General features: G+C 74.4%; 23 protein-coding genes. 9 read left to right on the top strand and 14 right to left on the bottom strand.

Going from position 1 to position 21,650, the window contains the following annotated elements; translation table 11 throughout:
• Positions 1-103: 103 nt before the first annotated feature.
• On the bottom strand, positions 104-505 hold the full coding sequence (locus GL259_RS35385; protein ID WP_159537614.1) for a DUF3662 domain-containing protein: 402 nt from the start codon (positions 503-505) through the stop codon (positions 104-106).
• 50 nt (positions 506-555) lie between these two features.
• Positions 556-717: a hypothetical protein gene (locus tag GL259_RS37830; RefSeq protein ID WP_166461603.1), complete on the bottom strand. Its 162-nt coding sequence runs from the start codon at positions 715-717 to the stop codon at positions 556-558.
• A 199-nt stretch (positions 718-916) separates the two neighbouring features.
• On the opposite strand from GL259_RS37830, the gene GL259_RS35380 reads away from it, so the two are divergent.
• The 3 genes from GL259_RS35380 to GL259_RS35370 all read left to right on the top strand — a co-directional run bounded on the left by GL259_RS35380 (position 917) and on the right by GL259_RS35370 (position 5,155).
• Complete coding sequence (locus GL259_RS35380; RefSeq protein ID WP_166461602.1) at positions 917-1,834, top strand: MurR/RpiR family transcriptional regulator; 918 nt, start codon at positions 917-919, stop codon at positions 1,832-1,834.
• A gap of 322 nt (positions 1,835-2,156) precedes the next feature.
• On the top strand, positions 2,157-2,531 hold the full coding sequence (locus GL259_RS35375) for a hypothetical protein (RefSeq protein ID WP_166461601.1): 375 nt from the start codon (positions 2,157-2,159) through the stop codon (positions 2,529-2,531).
• Between the two features lie 203 nt (positions 2,532-2,734).
• Positions 2,735-5,155, top strand: coding sequence for a SpoIIE family protein phosphatase (locus GL259_RS35370; protein WP_243762488.1), 2,421 nt, complete (start codon positions 2,735-2,737; stop codon positions 5,153-5,155).
• 68 nt (positions 5,156-5,223) lie between these two features.
• Here GL259_RS35370 and GL259_RS35365 read toward each other — a convergent pair whose 3' ends face one another.
• The gene (locus GL259_RS35365; RefSeq protein WP_159537608.1) at positions 5,224-5,886 is read right to left on the bottom strand and encodes a peptidoglycan-binding domain-containing protein; all 663 of its coding nucleotides are present in this window, start codon (positions 5,884-5,886) and stop codon (positions 5,224-5,226) included.
• 73 nt (positions 5,887-5,959) lie between these two features.
• Positions 5,960-6,805, bottom strand: a complete 846-nt coding sequence (locus GL259_RS35360) for a hypothetical protein (protein ID WP_159537606.1) — start codon at positions 6,803-6,805, stop codon at positions 5,960-5,962.
• 128 nt (positions 6,806-6,933) lie between these two features.
• Here GL259_RS35360 and GL259_RS35355 point away from each other — a divergent pair, with 128 nt between their 5' ends.
• Positions 6,934-7,668, top strand: coding sequence for a TetR family transcriptional regulator (locus tag GL259_RS35355; protein WP_159537604.1), 735 nt, complete (start codon positions 6,934-6,936; stop codon positions 7,666-7,668).
• Between the two features lie 175 nt (positions 7,669-7,843).
• Positions 7,844-8,260, top strand: a complete 417-nt coding sequence (locus tag GL259_RS35350) for a zinc ribbon domain-containing protein (RefSeq protein WP_159537602.1) — start codon at positions 7,844-7,846, stop codon at positions 8,258-8,260.
• 36 nt (positions 8,261-8,296) lie between these two features.
• On the opposite strand, the gene GL259_RS35345 is transcribed toward GL259_RS35350, so the two are convergent.
• Both GL259_RS35345 and GL259_RS35340 read right to left on the bottom strand, forming a co-directional pair.
• Positions 8,297-8,677: a PPOX class F420-dependent oxidoreductase gene (locus GL259_RS35345; RefSeq protein WP_159537600.1), complete on the bottom strand. Its 381-nt coding sequence runs from the start codon at positions 8,675-8,677 to the stop codon at positions 8,297-8,299.
• Between the two features lie 136 nt (positions 8,678-8,813).
• Positions 8,814-9,593 (bottom strand): BTAD domain-containing putative transcriptional regulator, encoded by a 780-nt coding sequence (locus GL259_RS35340; RefSeq protein WP_159537598.1) that lies wholly within the window; start codon positions 9,591-9,593, stop codon positions 8,814-8,816.
• 380 nt (positions 9,594-9,973) lie between these two features.
• On the opposite strand from GL259_RS35340, the gene GL259_RS35335 reads away from it, so the two are divergent.
• From GL259_RS35335 to GL259_RS35325, 3 genes are all read left to right on the top strand, one after another.
• A complete protein-coding gene (locus GL259_RS35335) occupies positions 9,974-10,882 on the top strand; it encodes a manganese catalase family protein (RefSeq protein WP_159537596.1) in 909 nt (302 codons plus the stop codon).
• Between the two features lie 65 nt (positions 10,883-10,947).
• Positions 10,948-11,178 carry a hypothetical protein gene (locus GL259_RS35330; RefSeq protein WP_159537594.1) on the top strand — a complete coding sequence of 77 codons (231 nt, stop codon included), beginning with the start codon at positions 10,948-10,950 and terminating at the stop codon, positions 11,176-11,178.
• Positions 11,171-12,502: an Nramp family divalent metal transporter gene (locus GL259_RS35325; RefSeq protein WP_159537592.1), complete on the top strand. Its 1,332-nt coding sequence runs from the start codon at positions 11,171-11,173 to the stop codon at positions 12,500-12,502. The genes GL259_RS35330 and GL259_RS35325 overlap by 8 nt, the downstream gene beginning before the upstream one ends.
• 137 nt (positions 12,503-12,639) lie before the next feature.
• On the opposite strand, the gene GL259_RS35320 is transcribed toward GL259_RS35325, so the two are convergent.
• Together GL259_RS35320 and GL259_RS35315 are read right to left on the bottom strand one after the other, a co-directional pair.
• Positions 12,640-13,410: a class I SAM-dependent methyltransferase gene (locus GL259_RS35320; protein ID WP_159537590.1), complete on the bottom strand. Its 771-nt coding sequence runs from the start codon at positions 13,408-13,410 to the stop codon at positions 12,640-12,642.
• 38 nt (positions 13,411-13,448) lie between these two features.
• Complete coding sequence (locus tag GL259_RS35315; RefSeq protein WP_159537588.1) at positions 13,449-14,642, bottom strand: aminotransferase class I/II-fold pyridoxal phosphate-dependent enzyme; 1,194 nt, start codon at positions 14,640-14,642, stop codon at positions 13,449-13,451.
• Positions 14,643-14,863: 221 nt separating this feature from the next.
• Here GL259_RS35315 and GL259_RS35310 point away from each other — a divergent pair, with 221 nt between their 5' ends.
• Positions 14,864-16,240 (top strand): S1 family peptidase, encoded by a 1,377-nt coding sequence (locus GL259_RS35310; RefSeq protein WP_159537586.1) that lies wholly within the window; start codon positions 14,864-14,866, stop codon positions 16,238-16,240.
• A gap of 655 nt (positions 16,241-16,895) precedes the next feature.
• Here the strand turns inward: GL259_RS35310 and GL259_RS35305 are convergent.
• The 6 genes from GL259_RS35305 to GL259_RS35280 form a co-directional block, all read right to left on the bottom strand.
• Positions 16,896-17,081, bottom strand: a complete 186-nt coding sequence (locus tag GL259_RS35305) for a hypothetical protein (RefSeq protein ID WP_159537584.1) — start codon at positions 17,079-17,081, stop codon at positions 16,896-16,898.
• A 129-nt stretch (positions 17,082-17,210) separates the two neighbouring features.
• The gene (locus tag GL259_RS35300) at positions 17,211-17,906 is read right to left on the bottom strand and encodes a L,D-transpeptidase family protein (protein ID WP_159537582.1); all 696 of its coding nucleotides are present in this window, start codon (positions 17,904-17,906) and stop codon (positions 17,211-17,213) included.
• A 134-nt stretch (positions 17,907-18,040) separates the two neighbouring features.
• The gene (locus tag GL259_RS35295) at positions 18,041-18,844 is read right to left on the bottom strand and encodes an SDR family NAD(P)-dependent oxidoreductase (protein ID WP_159537580.1); all 804 of its coding nucleotides are present in this window, start codon (positions 18,842-18,844) and stop codon (positions 18,041-18,043) included.
• A 50-nt stretch (positions 18,845-18,894) separates the two neighbouring features.
• A complete protein-coding gene (locus GL259_RS35290; protein WP_159537578.1) occupies positions 18,895-19,809 on the bottom strand; it encodes an SDR family oxidoreductase in 915 nt (304 codons plus the stop codon).
• Positions 19,810-19,911: 102 nt separating this feature from the next.
• The gene (locus tag GL259_RS35285) at positions 19,912-20,541 is read right to left on the bottom strand and encodes an MBL fold metallo-hydrolase (RefSeq protein ID WP_159537576.1); all 630 of its coding nucleotides are present in this window, start codon (positions 20,539-20,541) and stop codon (positions 19,912-19,914) included.
• Positions 20,541-21,626 (bottom strand): S-(hydroxymethyl)mycothiol dehydrogenase, encoded by a 1,086-nt coding sequence (locus GL259_RS35280; RefSeq protein WP_159537574.1) that lies wholly within the window; start codon positions 21,624-21,626, stop codon positions 20,541-20,543. Before GL259_RS35280 ends, GL259_RS35285 begins: the two co-directional genes overlap by 1 nt.
• Positions 21,627-21,650: the final 24 nt, after the last annotated feature.

Raw genomic sequence — 21,650 nt, 5'->3', positions numbered from 1 at the left:
CGGCGGGGACGCGGACCGGAGCCAGGGGGCTCGGCCGGTTCGCCGGGCGGCCGGCCGGCGGCACGGATCGCGCGATCACGGTCCGCCGACGCGGCTGCGGCCGCTACCGCCCGGCCCGCTGGAAGCCCTCGGCGCTCACGTGCGGCATCACACTGCTCGCCACCCGGTAACGGCCGTTGGGCACGTCACCGGACCTGCGGACGTGCACCGCGAGCGGGCCCGCCCACGCGTAGCCGTGGCGCGCGGCGTGCCGGGCCAGGCTGTCGGTCAGCGCCTGCCCGACGCGGCTGCCGCGGTGCGCCAGTTGGTCGTACACCTCGTCGGCGAGCTCCACGTCGTAGGCGTTGGGGACCATCACCCGGCCCGCGCGGCACACCACGGCGTGGCTGTCGCACTCCCGCCGCAGGGCGTCGACGAGTTCGACCGGGTCCCGGCCGGCCATCCGCGCCCACAGCGCCTCCCATCGGTTCTCCAGTGCCTCTTCCAGCGCGCTCAGGGCGCCCATGCTTTCCACCTGCCGAAACGTGTGCGCGTCGGGGACGGGGGGAGGGAGGGTCAGCGTTCGTCGAAGTCGTCGGGCCGCACCTCGGCCTCCTCCAGCGCCTCGCGCATCGTGCGGCCGGTGGCGCCCCGGTCGCGCGTCTCGTTCTCCTCCCGCTGCTCGATGGTGTCGTCGGTGTCCCGGGTCTTCGGCCGGTTCTCCTCGGGGACGGTCATGTCCGGTGACTCCTCGTGTGTCGTGTGGCTCTCGTCCGCTGTCACGGGGGCTTGCGTCCGCCTCGCCGTACGGCGGCGGGTTCCCCCGCGTCGCGGGGATATCCCTGGGGAAGCGGGCCGATGCGTTCCGGCGAGGGGCCTGGCCACCACGGTGCGTGAGCTATGTTGAACCCCCGTGGGAGACGAAGGAGGCGCACCGGTGCCATCGCCGCAGCAGGCACGCGCACAGGCATCCGCGATCACCTCGGGGAAGGCGGGCCAGGACACGGAGTTGTCCCCGACCTCCCAGCTGCGCACCCTGTTCGACCGCCCCCGCCTCTCCCCCGGCCAGCGGCGCATCGCCCAGTACCTGATCGAGCACATCACCGAGGCGGCGTTCCTGCCGATCACGGAGCTCGCGGACCGGGTCGGGGTGAGCCAGCCCTCGGTGACCCGGTTCGCCTCGGCGGTCGGCTTCAGCGGTTACCCCGCGCTGCGGGAGAGGCTCCAGTCGATCGCCCTCGGGACCCGCGCCGGCGGCCCCGCCGAGGAGAACCGGGGCAACGAGCTCCAGGCGGCGGTCGACGCCGAGATCGAGAACCTGGAGAACCTGCGGCGGGACTTCGCCGACGCCGACCGGGTCATCGAGGTCGGCCGCCGGCTGTCGGCGTCCGCGCCGCTCACGGTCCTCGGCCTGCGCATCTCCGTCTCCCTCGCCGAGTACTTCGCCTATGCCGCCCGCCGCATCCACCCGGACGTGCGGCTCGTGACCCTGGGCGGCAGCGTCGCCTACGACGCGCTGCTGCAGTCACGGGAGGCGGGCGGCACCTGGGTGCTGGCGTTCTCGATGCCCCGGCACGCCCAGGAGACCCTGACGGCGGTGCGGGTGGCGCGCGACGCCGGGCTGAAGGTCGCGCTGATCACCGACCTGGCGCTGGGCCCGATCGCGGACGAGGCCGACGTCACCTTCGCCACCGGCACCGGATCGCGGCTGGTCTTCGACTCCTACGCCGCCCCGGGCGTGATGTGCGCGGCGCTGCTCCAGGCCATGACGGACGCGGACCCGGAGCGGACGCAGGCCCGGCTCGACGAGTACGAACAGGTCGCCGACCAGCACCAGTTCTTCCTCAAGGACTGAGCCGCGCCCCGTCCCGCCGGGATCCCGCCCCACGGGGCGCGGCAGGCCCCGAGCGGACCACCCCCGTCAAAGCACGCATGAATGTTTTCATACGTCTTGAAAACCGGATGGCATATATAAATACTGCTCACGGATCACGGCCCGGCCCTTCCGGACCGGGCTCCTGCGCGAACACCCGACGCCTCCGGCTCCTACCCGCTCCGGCGGCCCGGGTGTCGGGCCGGGCATCCCCGCCCGGCCGCCCGTGGCGGCCCCGGTCATCCCCTAGGCCGGGGCCGCCACGTCCCGTCGTCCACCCCACGACGCCGTACACCCGGAAGCGATGATCATGCCCCTGACCTCCACGCGCCTCGGTCCGGACTGGCCCTGCCAGGTCAAGACGCCCGGCAGCTACGACTGGGAACGCTCGGCGGCCAAGTGGCTGCGCGAGCTGGTGCCGGCGCGCTACGCGAGCTATCCGGCGTTCGTCCGGCGCCCCGTCCTGCTGGCCCGGCACGCCCAGATCCAGGTCGAGCACGAGATCCGGGTGGCGCGCACCGCCCTGCAGACCGCGCGGGCCGATCTGCCCCGGCTGGGACTGCAGGAAGGCGTCATCGAGCACACGATCAAGCTGTACGCGGCGGAGGTCACGCAGCTGCAGCACATCGCGCGCAGCGTGCGGGCGGTCACCCGGGCCCTGGCCGACACCCACCGCTGACCCCGGGTCCCGCCCGGTCCGACGGGGCGGCGCCCGCACGCCGGCACGGGGGCGCCGAAGGCGCGCGCGCCGGCCGCCGGTGGCGTTCCGCAGGCGCCGGGCGACGCAGTGCGCACGGGCAGGTCCCCGGCCTGATCACCGGTGAATTCCCGGCCGTCGGACCGGTGATCCTGTACGTCTTGATGTGCCATGCTCGTCGCGTGATGAGCGACTCCGTTACCCCGGCGGAGCCCGGATCCGCGCCCGACCTGGCCGAACTGGCCAGGGTCGTCGCCCGGCAACGCGCCGAGATGGACCGGTTGCGCGAGCAGGCGGCGACGTCGGCCGTCGTGGAACGAGCCAAAGGCGTCGTGATGGCCCTGACCGGCTGCTCCGCGGACGCCGCGGACGAGACGCTGCTCCAGCGCGCCAAGGCGGCCCGCCGCACCCTGCTGGAGGAGTGCTGGATCACCCTGGGCGACCCGGCGCCCGCCCGGTCCGGCGCCGGCGGACCCGGGGCACGCTCCGCGGCGGACACCCGTGGCGCGGCGTCCGGCCTCCCCGAGGCCGGCCCGTCGGTGGCCCCGTCCGCTCCGGACGACGTCGCCGCCGCGCTGGCCCGCCTCGGCCGCGCCCTCGTCCACGCGGACTCGCCCCGGGACCTGGCCCGGTGCCTGCTGGAACACCTCGCGCCGGACCTGGGCGCGGACTCGGTCATGATCTACGCCCGCCGGCCCGGCGGAGGGCTCGAGCTGGTCGGCCACGCCGGAATCGACGAACGGCTCGCCGCCCGGTGGCGCCAGGTGCCCCCCTTCAACGGAATCGCGATCCTGGACGCCCTCCGGTCCGGTGCGCCGCGCTGGCTGGAGGACTTCGCCGAGGACAGCGAGCGGTACCTGCTGATCGGCGACCCCCCCGAGCGGTGGCGGTCGCGGGCCTGGCTGCCCGTGCCCGCCGGGGAGGGCGCCGAGGTCTGCATCGGTGTGCTGCGCGGGCGCTCCGGGGTGTTCACCCCGCGCGACCGCACCCATCTGGAGGGGGTCGCCCGGCTGTGTGCCGGACGGCTGCGCACGTTCGCCGTCCCGGCGCGACCGGCGGCCGCCGCTCACCCGGACGCCCTGCGGCCCCTGTTCGAGGCACTGCCCGTCGCGGTGATGCTGCTGTCCCCGCTGCGCGGTCCCTGCGGCGAGACCACGGACTTCCGCGTCGACGCCGCGACGGCGCAGGCGGCCGCCGTACTGGGCGGCACCGGGGACGACCCGGTCGGCCGGCGGCTGCGCGAGTACTGGCCCGGCCTGACGGACGAACCGCTGTGGCAGGGCTGCCTGGACGCGCTCGCCACCGGGGAGCCGTACGAGGGGCGGCCGTTCGCCCGTCACGAGGTGGCGGACGGGGTCACGGCGTTGTCCATGTACTCCGTACGGGTGGCCCGGCTGGGGGACTCGCTGGTCGTCACGTGGCTCCGGCACGCCTCCTCCGACCGGCAGGAGCAGCGGCTCGCCGACCTGCAGCGGCTGGGCAACCTCGGCTGGGCCAACTGGAACCTGAGCACGCGTGAGGTGTCCTGGTCGTCGCAGGTCTTCGCGATCCTCGACCGGGACCCGGCGGACGGGCCCGTCCGGCTCGCCGACCTCCCCGGACTCGCGGTGCCCGAGGACCGGTCCGCCCTGAGCCACGCCGTCGGCGGCCTGGCCGGCGAGGGCCTGCCGTTCGACGTCCCGTTCCGGGTCCGCACCGCACACGGCGTACGGCACCTGCGTCTGGTCGCCGAGGCCGTGACGGACCTGCGCGGCACGCCCGTCGAGGTGCACGGCTTCGTGCAGGACCTGACCGCCCGGCGCCGGGCCGAACTGGCCCTGGTGGAGAGCGAGCAGGCGATCCTCACCCAGCACGACGTGCTCCAGGCCGAGCGGACCCTGGTCGCCCGCCTGCAGAACGCCCTGCTGCCCCTGCCCCGACGGGCGGTGAACCTGGCCGGACTGCGCGTCGAGGTCGCCTACCTCCCCGCCCAGGCGGGCATACACGTGGGCGGTGACTGGTTCAGCGCCATCGAACTGCCCGACGGCGACGCCCTGTTCGTCGTCGGTGACGTCGCCGGACACGGGATCGGCGCCGTGGCCACCATGGCCCAGCTGCGCTTCACCGCCAAGGGCATGGTCATCACCGGCTCCTCGCTGACCGGCGCGCTCGCCCGGCTCAACACGCTGCTGCTGCACTCCCGGGACACCCACGGCACCGCGACCATGGTCCTGGCCCGCTACGACCCCGGGGAGCGGCGCCTGGTCTGGGCGCAGGCGGGACACACCCCGCCGCTGCTGCTGCGCGACGGCGAGGTGACCTATCTGCGGCGCCCCAGCGGCATGCTGCTCGGCGCGTCCACCGCGCCGCGCTACGAAGAGGCCGAGTGCCGTCTGCAACCGGGCGACCGGATCCTGCTGTACACGGACGGCCTGGTGGAGCGGCCCCCGGAGAGCATCGACGTGGGGCTCGGGCGTCTGGCCGAGGCCGTGGCGGCCCGCCCGGACCACGCGACCGGCTCCCTGGGGGCGCTGCTGGACGCGATGCTGGAGGGGGAGCGCCGCGACGACGTGTGCGTCCTGGACATCCGCCTGCCCGGGAAGCCGCAGGGGCACGACGAGCCGTAGGGCGTGCGGCGGACGGGCGCCCGCCCCGTTCCGGGGCCGCCGGCCCCGCCGCGGCCCCACGGCACGGGTCAGTTCCCCGGGCGGACGGAGCCCGCGGCGCGGCTCACGTCGGCCGTGCGGGACTCCAGCGCGAGCCGTGTGTCGTCGCCGTAGACGCCGGTCTCGTCGCCGCGGACGCCGTACCAGAGCTGGAAGCGGGCGACGGCTTCGGACACGGTGGCGTCGTAGCGGCCGTCGGTGGTCCCCCTCCGGTAGACGTCGGGGACGCGCAGCAGCCGTTCCTGGAGTTCGGCCACCTCGGGGCCGGCGTCGCCCTCGCGCAGGACTCCCGGGAGCGCCGGGGACGGCGAGGGCCGGGCGGGGGCGGTCGCGGGCGGCCGCGGTGCGGGTTCCGCGCGGTCGCCGGCGTCCCGTTCCGTGAGCAGGAGCGCGCCGCCGAAGCCGATCGCCGCCGCGGCGGCCACCGCGAGCGCCGGGGCGGCGCGGCGTCCCCCGAAGCGGCGGCCGTCCGCCGGTGGCCGGCCGGCGGTGAGGGGCGGGAGTTCCCGCGTCCTGTCGTCGGATCCGGCCGGCCGGGCGGGCGGCGGCGCGGGCGCGCGGCCGCCGGCGCCCTCCCGCTCGAACTCCCGGAACAGCTCCGCGAGCGCGTCGGTAGGACGCGGGCGCAGCACGTGAACGGGTTCGGGGGGCGGGCCGTCGTGCGGCTTCCCTGACCCGGGCGGTGTCGCCACGCTGTTCTCCTTCCGGCCGCACGGCGGGCGGATCCGCCCACGGGGAGGGATACGCGGCGAGGGGCCGCGGGGTTCAGCTCCCCGTCACCCCGGCGTCGTGCAGGAAGCGGCGCAGGGACGCCGTCATGGCGGCCACGAACGCCTCCCGGCCCGTCTCGTCGAGGGCGTCGAGGGACAGGTAGGGATTGAGGTCCTCCAGCTCGACCAGCAGCAGTCCGCCGCCCGGCGCGCGGCAGGCGTCGACGCGCTGGATGCCGTGGTCGAGGGTGTTCCAGTCGATGAAGTGCCGGGCGAACTCCAGGTCCCCGGCGGTCGGTTCGTACGGCTCCAGCTGCCAGCGCCGGCCGGGGTGCGGGGCGTGGAGGGCGTACTGGAAGTCGTGGTCGACGAAGTAGAAGGAGACCTCGTAGGCGAAGTCGACGTGCGGCTGCACCAGGACGCTCCCGTCGACGAGGTCGTGCACCTCGGCGGCGGGGACGACGCGCAGTCCTATCGAGTCGGCGCCGAGCCTGGGCTTGACCACGTACCGCTGCGTCTCGGGCAGCAGGTGCAGGTCGTGCGGGCGGTCGACGGTGGGGATCACCGGATGGCCGGCGGCGCTCAGGTCGAGCAGGTACTGCTTGCCGGCCATGTCACCCCTGCCGGTGAGCGGGTTGTAGACCGGCTTGCCGGTCTCCGAGGCGCGTGTCCGGAAGGCGTCGTAGGCGTCCTGGTGGGCCAGCACCGGGCCGCTGTTGCGGACCACGACGGCGTCGAAGCCGTCCATCAGGGCGGTGGCGTCGCGCGGGTGGCACAGCGCCAGGTCGAAGTCCTCGCGCAGCCGTGAGGTCAGGAAGATGTCCTCGTCGCAGTAGCGGCGTCCGCGGGCCGGGTAGGCCAGGTCGGTGACGTACAGGACGCGGGGGCGGGCGGACGGCATGCGGGCTCCTCGGGACGACGGTGGCCCGATCATATGAACGACCTGCGCCGGGGCCCATGGCAGCACTCAGTTCCGCATCCGGGTGCACCGAGTGCCATGGAGGGCGGCCGAATGCTACGTTCCCGTTCATGAGCTCCAGCAGTGCGGCTCCCGGCCGCGGCGACAGGGCCGAGAAGACCACGATGCGGGACGCACTGGTCGTGGCGGCCTTCCGGCTTTTCCTGGAGCGGGGCTACGAGCAGACGACGGTCGACGACATCGTGGCGCTCGCCGGGGTCGGACGGCGGTCCTTCTTCCGCTACTTCCCGTCCAAGGAGGACGTGGTCTTCCCCGACCACGAGCGGTGCCTCGCCGACATGACGGCCTTCCTGGCGGCCGGCGCGGACGACGAGGAACCGGTGCGCAGGGTCTGCGACGCGGCCCGGCTGGTGCTGCGGATGTACGCCGAGAACCCGACGTTCTCCGTGCAGCGCTACCGCCTCACCAGGCGGGTGCCGGGCCTGCGCGCGTACGAGCTGTCCGTGGTGTGGCGCTACGAGCGGGCGCTGGCGGGGTACCTGCGCGGCCGGTTCGCCGGCCGCCGTGACGGGACCCTGCGGGCCGACGTGATCGCGGCGGCCGTGGTCGCGGCGCACAACAACGCGCTGCGTTCCTGGCTGCGTTCGGACGGGCGGGACGACGCGGAGGCCGCGGTGGACCACGCCCTGGGACACGTGCAGGCCGCGTTCGGCGCCGTGCCGGTCCCCCCGGCGGCTCCCGCGGCGGACGGGGGTCCTGAGGACGTGGTGGTGGTCGTCGCGCGGCGCGGGGCGCCGCTGTGGCGGGTGGTGCGGGAACTCGAGTCCGTCCGGGGACACGGCTGACGGACCGCCCGGCGGCGTACGGCCGCGCCGCACAATTCAGGGTACGCAGTGCCTTTACGAGTGGCACTCAGTGCCATACTCTGTCGCCGTGCACGGTGGCACGGCGAACCGCGCACGCGCGTGCCCGGGTCACCGCGCACGCGGGTTTCCGGCCGAGTGCAGGGAGTTGACCAGCGTGTACCACCACTCAGGAAGCGTCGCTCAGCAGGCAGCCGGCTCCGCGGCGGGCGTGCTCGATCCCCAGGGCCCGGACCACGCGGAGGCCATGCTCTACCAGCGCTGCACCTGGTGCGGCACCGCCATGTACCACCGGCTGCTGTGTCCGGTCTGCCAGGGCAGCGACCTGCGTACGGAGCGCAGCGGGGGCGTCGGGACGGTCCGCCACTCCACGGTGGTCCACCGCAACACCCCGGCGGCCCGCAACGTGTCCCTGATCGAGATGGCCGAGGGCTTCGTGGTGCGCGGCCGGGTCATGGGCCCGCCCATCGGCATCCACAGCGGCGACCGGGTACGGCTGTCGACGGCCAAGGACCCGGTGCGCGGCGAGCCCGTCTTCCAGCTCGTCGACGAGCCGTACCGGGCCTGGACCTGACGCGCCGCCGGGCGCCGGCCCGCGCGGCGCGGCGCCTCAGAGGGTGATGCGGATGCCGACCGTGCCGTCGGTGCCCCGGCGCAGGCGGCTGCCGAGGAGGGTGAGCCGGCCCAGGAGTCCGTACTTGCGGGCGATCAGCTTGCGGTAGCGGGCGGTGGTGGCCGGGTCGCAGATCTCCGCGGTGGCGGGGACCTGCTCGCCGGTCGGGTTGCCGCGCACGTCGCAGGGGCCGACGAGGACGTCGCCGCGGGCCCGGATCCGCTTCACCTTCCAGGAGTCGGCGGCGGTCCACACCCCGAGCGCGTCCCCGTCCCGCACGACCCACACCGGCGTGGCGACCGGCGTGCCGTTCCTGCGGTAACTGGTGACCAGCAGGTACTTTCCCGCCCCGAGCCGGGCCTGCGACGCGTCGTCCATGCGGGCAGTCTAAGGCCTGCCGCGGCACGCCCCCGCCGCACGGTTCCGGCCGTCCGCGGGGCCGGCGACGGACCCCCCTTCCGCCGCAGCGTCCGCAGGGGCGCGGGAAGACCGGGGCGGTGGCGGGACGCGGCGTTCACGCGCCGTACCCGGCGGCTCCCCGGACGGAATCCGGCGGCCGGCGCAGGAACGGCGCGAAGAGGTCGCGGTAGCCGCTGGTGGGCGCCAGGCCCAGTTCGTCGCGCAGCTGCCGGCGGTAGAGGTCGTAGAACCGCAGTGCGTCGGCGACGTTCCCCTCGGCGAGGTGGATCTCGCTCACGCACCGGTGGGCGCTTTCCCGCAGGGGGTCCGCCTCCAGCGCGGCCATGGCGAACTCCATGGCCGCGTCCATGTGCCCGGACGCGCGCAGCCGTCTGCTGCAGGACTCCAGTGCGTGCAGCCGCGTCTGGCGGAAGTGCTCGCGCACCATGAGCAGCCAGCTCTCGCTCCAGTCGGGCAGGAGGTCCTGCCGCAGGCAGCCCGGTACCGCCGCCGGCCGGGCGGCCTGCCGGCCGGCGGCGAGGTCCCGCACGAGGTCGTGGGCGGTGTGCAGGTCGACCCGGACGTCCCGGTCCAGCCGGAGGTGTTCGCTGTCGCTGACGACGACCTGGCAGGGGCCACCGGCGCGGGACAGGCGCCACAGGGCGGAGCGCAGGCTGGCGGCGGACCGGCCGTCGGGCAGGTGCGGCCAGATCAGTGCGGCCGCGCTGCCGCGCGCCAGGCCGTGCGCGTGGATCGCGAGCAGCACCAGCACCTTCTGCGTGGTGGGCGCCAGGTAGACGTGTCCGTGAGGGAGACGGAACGCGAAGTGGCCGAGCAGGGACACCTCCGCCCGGGGCCGGGACGGACAGTCACGGTCGACAGGGGTGACGGTCATGCCGAGTGCTCCACGTGCTTTCCGGGAGACGAACAAGAACGTCCGAGTTGTCCAGAATAGGGGATTCGATGCGCGTTCCTGCCGCCGGACCTCCGTTCCCCGGGACCCCGCCGGGTGAATCCGGACCCCGTGCGTGTGGACGGCGTCACCGGTTCCGCACCGCGACGCCGCCCTGCGGTTTCCGCCGGTGCGGGCCGGCCGCCGGGCGGGGAACCGGGGCCGTCGGCGCGACCGTGTGACGCGACGGGGTGATCACCGGTAGGCGCACGGACACGTCACGGTGACGGGGGCTGCCTAGCGTCGTGGCACGAGCGGACGAGCACCGGCACGGGGCTTGTCCCCACCTCCGCCGAAACCACATCTGCCCCCAGGGGAACACCATGTTCCGACACACTCAGAAGCTTCAGTTCGAGGCCCGGCCGGAGAAGCCGGACCCCGCGTACGCACACAAGCTGCAGGAACTCGTGGGCGGCGCCTACGGCGAGATGTCCGTGATGATGCAGTACCTCTTCCAGGGGTGGAACACCCGTATCCAGGGCAAGTACAAAGACCTGATCATGGACACCGCCACGGAGGAGATCGGTCACGTGGAGATGCTCGCCACGATGATCGCGCGCCTGCTGGAGGGGGCCCCCGCCACCGCGACCACCAAGATGGCGACCTCCGACCCGGCCGTCGGCGCGGTCCTGGGGGGCATGGACCCGCAGCAGGCCGTCATCGCCGGCGGCGCGGCGCTGCCCGCGGACAGCAACGGGTACCCCTGGAACGGCCGGTACGCGATCGCCAGCGGCAACCTCCTCGCCGACTTCTACGCCAACGTCGCCGCGGAGGCGCAGAGCCGCCTGCAGACCGCCCGGCTGTACAACATGACCGACGACCCGGGCGTGAAGGACATGCTCAAGTTCAACCTCGCCCGGGACACCGTGCACCAGAACCAGTGGCTCGCGGCGATCGAGCAACTGCGCGAGGACGGGCTCGAGAACGTGGTCGTCCCGGGCGGGTTCGAGGACGTGGAGTACCGCGAGCACGCCCAGACGATCTGGCACCTGTCCGACGGGGCGGAGACCGAACTCGGCCTGTGGGGCAGCGGCCCGACCCCGGACGGTGACCACGAGTTCAGCGTGCTGCGGTCCCCCGAGCCCCTGGGGGACCTCGCCGTGCCTCCGCCGCCCGACCCGAAGCTGTACGCCACCTACGACGGCAGCCGGGGTGAGCCCAAGGGCCCGGTGCTCGGCACCGAGACCGGGCTGAAGGGCAAGATCAAGGACGCGATGACGCCGGACGAGTGAGGGCCGCGGACCGGGCCCGCCGGCGGGCGGGCCCGGTCCGGCCGCCCTTCGAAGGGATCACCACCATGCGTCACTCCGTCGTCCCCGCACCCCCGCGTCCGCCCGTGACCCGCCTCGTACTGAGCGGCCTCTACACGCTGTCCGCCGTCGTCGGACTCGTGTGCGGCGGTCCGGCGCACCGGATCCTGGCCGCGGTCCTCCTGACCGCCGCCCTCGCGGGGCTGCTGTCGGCACGGGCGGTGCGCCGCCCGGAGCCGCCGCGCCACGTGCCCGCGTCGAGGAGGCGGCATGCTTGACCCGGCCTCCACCCGGCGGGTGCCGGACACCCCGCTCGCTCCGCCGACCCGCACGCCGTCCGCCGCGGCCGGATCCCCGGCGGAACCCGTCGGCAGGGGCCGGTCCGCGGCGGGGACCGCGGCCGGATCCCGGCCGCGGATGATCCTGGCGATGCTCGGCCCGGCGTTCGTCGTGTCGGTCGCCTATGTGGATCCCGGCAACTTCGCCACCAACATGACGGCCGGCACCCGCTACGGGCCCATGCTGCTGTGGGTGATCGCCGCCGCGAACGTCATGGCCGTGTTCGTCCAGTACCTCGCCTGCAAAGCGGGCGTCGCCACGGGCAGGGACCTCCCCCAGCTGTGCCGGGCGCACACCCCCCGCTCACTGAACCGGACGCTCTGGCTGCAGGCGGAGCTCGTCGCGATGGCGACGGACCTGGCCGAGTTCGTCGGCGGTGCCGTCGCCCTGCACATCCTGTTCGGCATCCCCCTGCTGCCCGCGGCCTTCATCGTCGCGGCCACCTCGCTGCTGCTGCTGACCCTCGCTCCCGAAGGACGGCGCCGCTTCGAGATCGTGACCGCCGCCCTGCTCCTGGTCATCCTCGCCGGCTTCGTCTACCAGGCGGCGGCCGCCGGCGCGTGGAGCGGCGCCCTGTCCGGGATGCGCCCCCGCTTCGCCGACACCCAGAGCATCCTGCTGACCACCGGCATGATCGGCGCCACCGTCATGCCGCACGTCATCTACCTCCACTCCTCACTGGCGCGCAGCCCCGCCCGGTCCTCCCGGGAACACAAACGCCGCCGGCTGCGCGCCCACCGTTCCGCGCTGTTCATCGCGCTCGGCATCGCGGGACTGGTGAACGCCAGCATGCTCACCATCGCCGCCGCGGCCCTGCACGGAACCGACACGCAGGAGACGCTCGAGGGCTTCCACGCCGGCCTCGGCGCCGTCCTGGGATCCGGCGCCGCGTTCGCGTTCGCGCTCGCCCTGCTCGCGTCCGGACTGGCCTCCTCGGGCGTCGGCACCTTCGCGGGCCAGGTCATCCTGCGCGGTTTCCTCGGGCGCCGCATCCCGCTGACGGTACGCCGCCTGGTGACCATGGCACCGCCCCTGGTCGTCCTCTCCCTGGGCGTCGAACCGACGCAGGCACTCGTCCTCAGCCAGGTCGTGCTGTCCTTCGGCGTCCCCTTCGCGCTCGTTCCCCTGCTGGTCTTCACGGCACGCAGGCGGATCATGGGGGACCTGGTCAACCGCCGTGTCACCACGGTGGCCGCCGTCGTGGTGAGCACCGTGATCAGTGTGCTCAACGTCCTGCTCCTCGTCCGCACCTTCGCGGGGTGACACCGGCCGCCCGGTGGCCGCGCCGGCGAACCCCTCCCCTCCTCGCCGGGGCGTCCGGCTCCCCGCGCCCACCGCCACCGGGCGCGTACACCCGCCGGCCGCCCCGCGTCGCACCCGCCGGCCCGCCTCCCGCGGGATCAGGCGCCGGGCGCGGCCCGGCCCCCGGAGGGCTCCGCGCCGTCCCGCGGGCGCCGCGCGACGAAGACGAACTCCCGGCCCGGGCGGTCGGGGGCGTCGCGCACCTGCTCCACCGCGTATCCCTGCGCGGCCAGGTCCGCCTCGACCTCCTGCCGCTCGCGGAAGCGCAGCGTCGAGTCCGACGTCAGCACCTGCCCGTCCGAGGCGAAGACGTACGTCCACCGGAAGGACACCAGCGGCCCGCTCACCCCGGTCACCTCGACCCAGCTCCCGACCGCGCCGACGCCCGGCACGTCCGTCACGCGGTACGACGCCTCCCGGGTCCACTCCTCCCACGCCCGCCGGGCCGGGTCCCGGGTCTCGAACACCAGGCGCCCTCCGGGCCGGAGGGCCGCGCGGGCCCCGCGCAGCGTGCCCCGCCACGCGTCCGGCTCGGTGATCTCCTGGGCGACGTTCGCCGTCATGGTCGCCAGGTCGGCCCGCAGCGGCGGGAGCGCGGTCGCGTCGCCGTGGATCCAGCGCACCCGGTCGCCGCCCGGCTTGGCCCGGGCCACCTCGAGGGACGCCCCGGCGGGGTCGACGCCGACGACCTCGATCCCGCGTCCGGCCAGGAGGAGGGCGAACACCCCCGTCCCGCAGCCGATGTCCAGGACCCGCCGGGCCCCGAACTCCCGCGCCATGCGCAGGTACGCGTCGAGGTCGCCGCGGTCCGGGTCGAGCGGGTCGTGGACCGCGGCGAGCCGCGGGTGCCGGAAACACTCGTCAGCCATGCGGCCGCCCCCGTCCGTGACCGGTGCCGCGCCCCGCGCTAGTCACGGCCCGCCCGCTCCACGGCCGCCGCCATCCTCCGTACCGCCTCCTCGATCACCCCGGGCGAGGCGGCGAGGTTCAGCCGGGCGTGGCCGGCGCCGCCCGTGCCGAAGGCGAGGCCGGGGGTGAGGGCCACGCGGCCGTGCTCGAGGAAGACCCGCGCCGGGTCGTCGCCGAGGCCGAGGGCGCGGCAGTCGAGCCAGGCGAGGTAGGTGGCGTCGCCCGGGCGGTAGCGGACCGCCGGCAGGTGCTCGGCGAGGAGGCCGGTGAGCAGCCGGCGGTTGGCGTCCAGGCCGGCGAGCAGGGCGTCCAGCCAGGCGGTGCCGTCGCGCAGGGCGGCGGTGTGGGCGAGGACGCCGAGGTGGCTGGGGCCGTGGCCGACCTCCTCGGGCATCCGGGCCAGGTCGTCGGCGGCCGCGGGCCCGGCGACGGCGAGCGCGGCCTTGAGGCCGGCCAGGTTCCACGCCTTCGAGGCCGACATCAGGGACAGGCCGCGCTCGCCGCCCGGCACGCTCAGGTAGGGCACGAAGTCCGCCTCGCCGACGACCAGCGGCGCGTGGATCTCGTCGGCGACGACGCGTACGCCGTACCGCTCGGCGAGGGCGGCGACGGCGGACAGCTCCTTCGCGGTGTGCACGGTCCCGGTGGGGTTGTGCGGGCTGCACAGCAGGTAGGCGGCCCGCCGGCCGTCCGCCGCCGCCTTCCGGAAGGTGTCCTCCAGGACGCCGGGGTCGATGCGCGCGTCCGCGCCGAGCGGTGCCTCGACCACCTCGCGGTCCATGTGCCGGACGAAGTCGTAGAAGGGCGGGTACACCGGCGGGTTCACCACCACCGGGTCCCCGGGCCCGGTGACCAGCTTGAGCATCTCCACCACGCCCAGCATCACGTCGGGCACGACCGCGGTGCGCTCCACGGCGAGCCCGCTCCAGCCCCACCGCTTCTCCGCGAAGGCGGCCAGCGCCTCGGCGTAGGCGGTGCCGGCGGGGTAGCCGGTGTCGCCCGCCTCGAGCGCCTCGGTGAGGGTGCGCACGATCGGCCCGGCGAGCGGTACGTCCATCTCGGCCACCCACAGGGGCAGCACGTCCTCGGGGTAGGTGCGCCACTTCATGCTGGTACGGCGTCGCAGGCTGTCCAGGGTGAGGGCGTTCAGCGGGTTCGGTTCACCGGACGTCTCGTGCGGGATCCTGGTCATGGGCACACGATAGGGGGCCGTGGGGCGGGCGGGAGTCACGACGAGGGGCCGCGTCCGGCACCGGCCCGGCGGCGGGCGCGGCCGCTCGGCCCCGCCGCCGCGCGCCGGATCGCGCCCTCGTTGAACGCTGCGGCTCCCCGGCGCGTATGGGGAGGGGGCACCCGGCTCGAGGGGAGGCCCCGCGGTGTTCGCGCCGCGCCGCTGAGGTTCGGGAGCCATGCATGAGGCACGCACGACGACGGGTCGTCCGGCGAGTGACACGGCTGGCGGCCGTCGGCGGACTCCTCCTGGGGGCCACGATGGTCACACGCGCCGTCGCGAGCGAGCCCGCCGCGCCGGGCGCGGCCGCGGACACGGTGCCGTACACGGCCGCCGGGCAGTCGGCCGGCCCCGGCGCCGACCTGGTGTCCCGGCTCGGCGCCTCCCGTACGGCGGGCAGCTGGATCGGCGCCGACGGGCGGACGGTCGTCGCGGTCACCGACGAGGAGGCGGCGGGCGAGGTGCGGCGGGCGGGTGCCGAGCCGAAGATGGTGCGGCACAGCATGCGCGATCTCAAGTCGGCCACGCGGACGCTGCGTTCGGCGCCGCGTGTGCCGGGGACGGCCTGGGCGATGGACTACCGGTCCAACGAGGTGGTGGTCCGGGGCGACAGCACGGTCTCCGCCGACGACTGGTCCAAGCTCACCCGGGTGGCGGACGGCATCGGCGGGTTCGTCCGCATGGAGCGCACCGGGGGCACCTTCACCACCCGCCTCAACGGGGCGCGGCCCATCCTGTCGACGGCCGGGCGCTGCTCGGCGGGCTTCAACGTGACCGACGGCAGCCGCGACTTCATCCTCACGGCCGGGCACTGCGGGCCCGACGGTTCCGTGTGGTTCACCGACGACCGGGCCGGAAAACAGGTCGGTACCACGGTCGGCGGCAGCTTCCCCGGTGACGACTACTCCCTGATCGAGTACGCCGGCGGCCGGGCGGGTGAGGGCGCCGGCGTGGTGGCGGTCGGCGACGGCCGGGGCGTGCGGATCACCGGGGTGGCGGATCCCGCGGTCGGCCAGCGGGTGTTCCGCAGCGGCAGCACCACCGGCCTGCGGGACGGGGAGGTGACGGCGCTCGACGCGACGGTGAACTACCCCGAGGGCACGGTCAGCGGCCTCATCGAGACCGATGTGTGCGCCGAACCGGGCGACAGCGGCGGCCCGATGTTCTCCGAGGGCATCGCGCTGGGCGTGACCTCGGGCGGCAGCGGCGACTGCACGGCGGGCGGTACGACGTACTTCCAGCCGGTGACGAAGGCGCTGGCGCAGCTGAAGGTGCGGCTCATCGTGTCCCCGCGGGAGGGTGACGAGACGGCCTCCCCGGCGCCGTCGGCGCCCCAGGGCGCGGCGGCTCCGGGCGCCGCCTCGCCGGGCTCGTCGGCCCCGGCGGGAGGCGTCCCGAACGCGTCGACGCTGCTGTCCCGGCTCGCCGACCCCCGGAACGTCGGCCCCGGTCTGCTGGTCGTCGGGGGCAGCCTGGTCGCCCTGGTGGCGACGCGCTGGATCCGCGCGGAACAGGACCGCAAGGCGTACCGGCGCCACTACTCGGCGACCTGGGGCTGAGCGGTGCGGCGGGGGCGGTCCCCCACCCGACGGTGAGCCGCACCGTCGCGGCGGCCCCGATCGGTCCGGCCGCCTGCCGCCGGGGGCGACGTACCGCACCGCGACGCCCGCGCCGGCGAGGAGCCCGTCCGCCGCCTCCCCGCCCAGGCGGGTGCCGCCGCCGGACACCACCACAGGGCGGGCCCGGTGACGACGGTCCCCGCCCGGGCCAGGGCCCCGGGCGGTCGCCGAGGAGGAGGACGCCGCACAGGACGGACGGCGCGGCGTCCGTGACGGCGCTCACCGGCACGACCACGCTCGTCGCGCCGCGGCTCGGGCCGCGGTCGGGCAAGCGCATCGCGGTGGCGCTGCCGACGCCGGACAGCGCGCCCCACAGCAGGTCGGCGGGGCGCACGGCGCCGGCGGGCACGAGGAGGGCGGCACCGGCGGCGAGCAGCGGCCCGCCGACCCGGCCGAGGAAGGTGACGGCGGCGTGCGGGACGCGGCGGCTCAGCGGTCCGCCGGTGACGGGGGTAGCGCCCTGCTCGAGCGAAGCCGGGAGCCCGGGGGGACGACGACGCCGTAACGGAGGGCCGAGGTCGGTGCGAGAAGGGCACCCATTCGGTCGTGGGTGCCCGGTCTGCGGGATGGTGATGCCGAGGCGGCCCGGCGGCGCTCAGGCCGCCTTCGCCGACTCCGGGAGGGCCGAGGCCCACTCCTGGACGAGGCGCTGGTACTCCTCGCGCTGCTCGACGCTCAGTGTCCCGCCCGACCGGAGCCACAGGGCCCGGATCTCCTCGTTGACCTCGGCAGCCGATCGCTCGGAGGAAGGCTCAACAGTGGTGGACATGGTGTGAAGCATACGGCGCCCGAGGTGAAGACGCCGTGAGTAATCGCACGCACATCGGGCATTACGGACAGTGTCCCTGATCACGTCCATCTGTCAAGGAACGTGGGGGAGTTCACATCCCGGGCCCGGGGCGGACGCGGGTCAGGTGCCGGGCTTGCGGCCGTACACGTACACGTCGTCGCCGTTCTTCAGCAGCGACCAGTACTTCTTGGCGTCGGTCTTCGTCATGTTGACGCAGCCGTGCGAGCCGGGCGGGTTCCACATGCTGACGCCGGCCGAGTGGAAGGCCTGGCCGCCGTCGAAGAACTGGCTGTAGGGCATCGGCACGTCGTAGATGGTGGAGACGTGGTCGATGTTGCGCCAGTAGATCTTCTTGAGGCCGGTGCGGGTCTCGTAGCCGTCGCGGCCGGTGCGCACCGGCACGGGGCCGTACACGAGCTTCTTTCCGTCCTGGATCCAGCTGAGCTGCAGCGTGAGGTTCACGCAGGCGACACGGCCCTTGTTCACCGGGCACTTGCCCGACTTGTTCGGGTTCTTCCCGACGGCCTTCTGCTTGTTCATCAGGTCCATCACGCCCCAGGTGACGGGGCCGGCGTACCCGATGTTCGGCGTGATGCCGTGCTTGGTCTGGAAGGCGCGGATGGCCTTGCAGTCGGCGGTGGACTGCTTGCCGTCGACCGGCCGGCCGAGGAACTTCTCCACCTGCTTCTGGTACGGGCCCGCCTTGGTGGTGCAGCTCGCGGCCTGCGCCGGTGCGGCGCCGAGCGCGAGTGTGAGCGGGGCCACCAGCGAGGTGACCCCGAGAACGACGGCACCCCGTCTCCGCATGTCGCCCATGGTCCATCTGCCTTTCCCACGGAAGTGAGGGCACGAGCTGCGCACTCTGCCAGGTAGACGGACGGCCGGGGAAATCGGTTGTACGGGCGGGCGGTTCGGGACCGAACGGTGACATGCGGCCGGGGCCGGGCGTCCTACCGGGTGTCCCCCGGCCCGCGCAGCGCCTGCCGGAACCCCGAGTTGACCGCCGTGATGCCGCCGTCGACGACGAGGGTGGTCCCGGTGATCCAGGACGCGTCGCGGGAGGCGAGGAAGGCGACGGCGGCCGCGATGTCCTCCGGTTCGCCGACACGGCCCAGGGGGTAGAGGCGCCGGGCCGCTTCGAGTTCCTCGTCCCGGCCCTCCCAGGCGCGGGTGCGGACGGTCCCCGGCGCCACGAGGTTGACGCGGACGCCCCGGGGCGCGGCGTGGCCGGCGAGGGTGCGGGTGAGGGAGACCAGGCCCGCCTTGGCCGCGCTGTAGGCGTGGTTGCCGAAGTCCTGGAGGCCGTTGACGGAGCCGATGCCGACGATCGCGCCCCGGCCGGAGGCGGCGAGGTGCCCGAGTGCGGCGCGGCAGCAGCGGTACGCGCCGGTGAGGGTGACGTCGAGGTCGCGGGCCCACTCCTCGTCCGGCTCGTCCTCGAAACGGGGGGCGTCGGGTGTGCAGTGGGCGGCGTTGTTGACCAGCACGTCGAGCGAGCCGAAGGCGTCCACGGCGTGGGCGACCGCCGCCTCGACCGACGCCCGGTCGGCCACGTCGCAGGCGAAGGCCTCGGCGCCGAGCCCCCGGTCCCGCAGCGCCGACGCCGTCCTCTCCGCCTCGGCCGGGTCCACGTCGGCCACCAGGACCCGCGCCCCCTCCTGGGCGAACCGCCGGGCGGTGGCCGCGCCGATGCCGCGGGCCGCCCCGGTGATGAGAACCCCGTAACCCTCGAAGCGCCTTGTGTCCGTCGTCATGGGGTGAAGGTACTGCCGGGGGCGATCACCGCGGCAGGGGCCGGACGGGATCAGCGGTAGCCGGTCACGTCCGCCGGCCTGCCCGCGTCCTGGACCTCGACGAGGTAGCGCCAGGCGTCCGGGCGGCTGCCGTCGAGGTCGGTGAAGCCGTACTCGCGGGCGAGGCCGCCGCTGGAGAGGGAGGTTCCGTTGAACCGGGCCACGTCCGGGTCGGCGGCGAGCGCGGCGACGGCCCGGCCGACGTAGCGCGGGGTCTCCGAGATGGCGAAGTGGGGGACGCGGTCGAGCGCGTCGCGCCAGTTGTCCTCGCGCACCCCGAAGTGGTCGAGCATGATCTCCGAGCGCAGCCAGCCCGGGGTGAGGGCGACGGCCGTGGCGCCCCGGGGGCCGAGTTCGTGGCCCAGGGAGAAGGCCATGCGCAGGACGGAGGACTTGGCCAGGTCGTAGAAGAAGGAGACGCGGTAGTGGTCGCGGTTGTAGTCGGCGGTGCCGTCGGTGACCTCGACGACCAGCCCGCCGGGGTGGCGCAGCAGCAGCGGCAGGGCGTGGTGGCTGGTGATCGCGTGGGTCTCGACCGCGAGGCGCAGCAGGCGCAGGCCCTTGTCCAGGTCGTGCTCCCAGACGGGCGCGTCCCACTCGAAGAGCGTCTCACCGCCCCAGATGTCGTTCACGAGGACGTCCAGCCGGCCCTGTTCGTCCGCGATGCGGTCGACCAGGGCCTTCACCTGCCGGGGGTCGAGGTGGTCGGCCAGCACCGCGATCCCCGTGCCGCCGGCCTCGGTGACCAGGTCGGCGGTGTCCTCGATGGTCTCGGGCCGGTCGTACTCGGAGCGGCGGGCGCGCGTGCTGCGGCCCGTGACGTACACGGTCGCGCCCGCCGCGCCCAGCTCCACGGCGATGCCCCGTCCGGCGCCCCGGGTCGCCCCGGCCACCAGCGCGACCCTGCCCTTCAACTGCTCCGACACGTCCGGCCTCCCGTCGTCAGCGCTCTGCTGTCCCCTCGAGGATGACGGGTAAGCCGGACATCTCCTGTCGCCTTTTTTGGCCGGTCACCCGGCCGGGCCCCCTCAGTGGCCGCGGGCGATCCACTCGTCCAGGTGCGGGGCCTCCGCACCGATGGTGGTCGGGTCGCCGTGGCCGGTGAGGACCTTCGTCCCGGGCGGGAGGGTCAGCAGCCGGTCCCGGATCGAGTCGATGATCGTCGGGAAGTGGGAGTACGAACGGCCGGTGGCGCCGGGGCCGCCCTGGAAGAGGGTGTCGCCGGTGAACACGGTCGCCAGCCCCGGGTCGTACAGGCACACCGCCCCCGGCGCGTGTCCCGGGGTGTGCAGCACCCTGAGGTCGGCGCCGGCGGCCTCGATCACCTGGCCGTCGACCAGCCAGGCGTCGGGGTCGCGGCCCGGGTGGGTCTGCTTCCACAACGGCAGGTCGTCGTGGTGCAGCCAGACGGTGGCACCGGTGCGCTCGGCGAGGGCGGGCGCGGCGTCGATGTGGTCGTTGTGGGCGTGGGTGCACACGATGGCCGTCAGCCGGCGGTCGCCGACGGCCTCGGCGATGGCGTCGGCGTCGTGGGCGGCGTCGATGACGATCGCCTCGTGGTCGTCGCCGACGATCCACACGTTGTTGTCGACGTCCCAGGTGCCGCCGTCGAGGCTGAACTGCCCGGAGGTGACGAGGCGTTCGATGCGGGCGGCCATCAGAGCACCACCACCGAGCGCAGGACGTCGCCGCGGTGCATCCGCTCGAACGCCTTCTCCACCTGGTCCAGTTGAACGGTCTCGGTGACGAACGCCGCCAGGTCCAGCCGTCCCTGGAGATGGAGGTCGATCAGCATCGGGAAGTCGCGGGAGGGCAGGCAGTCGCCGTACCAGGAGGACTTCAGGGAGCCGCCGCGGCCGAAGACGTCCAGCAGCGGCAGTTCGAGCTTCATCTCGGGCGTGGGCACGCCGACGAGGACGACCGTGCCGGCCAGGTCGCGGGCGTAGAACGCCTGCCGGTAGGTCTCGGGGCGGCCGACGGCCTCGATGACGACGTCGGCGCCGAAGCCGCCGGTGAGCTCGCGGATCGCCTCGACCGGGTCGGTCTCGCGGGAGTTGACGGTGTGGGTGGCTCCCATGGAGCGCGCGGTCTCGAGCTTGCGGTCGTCGATGTCGACGGCGATGATCTTCGCTGCTCCGGCGAGGCGGGATCCGGCGACGGCCGCGTCCCCGACGCCGCCGCAGCCGATGACCGCGACCGAGTCGCCCCGGCCGACGTTCCCGGTGTTGATCGCGGCGCCGATGCCGGCCATCACCCCGCAGCCGAGCAGCCCGGCGACCTGCGCGGAGACGGCGGGGTCGACCTTGGTGCACTGTCCGGCGGCCACGAGCGTCTTCTCGGCGAAGGCACCGATGCCCAGGGCCGGGGAGAGTTCGGTGCCGTCGGTGAGGGTCATCCTCTGCTGCGCGTTGTGGGTGTCGAAGCAGTACCAGGGGCGTCCGCGCAGACAGGCCCGGCACTTCCCGCACACCGCGCGCCAGTTGAGGATCACGAAGTCGCCGGGCCCGACGTCGGTGACGCCGTCCCCCACCGACTCCACGACGCCCGCGGCCTCGTGGCCGAGCAGGAAGGGGAAGTCGTCGCTGATGCCGCCCTGCTTGTAGTGCAGATCGGTGTGGCACACCCCGCAGGCCTGGACGCGGACGACCGCCTCCCCCGGCCCGGGATCGGGTACGACGACCGTCTCGATCCGTACCGGCTCGTCCTTGCCCGGTGCGATCACACCGCGTACTTCCTGCGCCATGGTGCTGACTCCTTCGTCGACCGC

This window comes from Streptomyces sp. Tu 3180, assembly GCF_009852415.1.
Lineage (GTDB): Bacteria > Actinomycetota > Actinomycetes > Streptomycetales > Streptomycetaceae > Streptomyces.
Note: the sequence above shows the minus strand (reverse complement) of the source record. Positions and strands in the feature narration are given on the sequence as shown.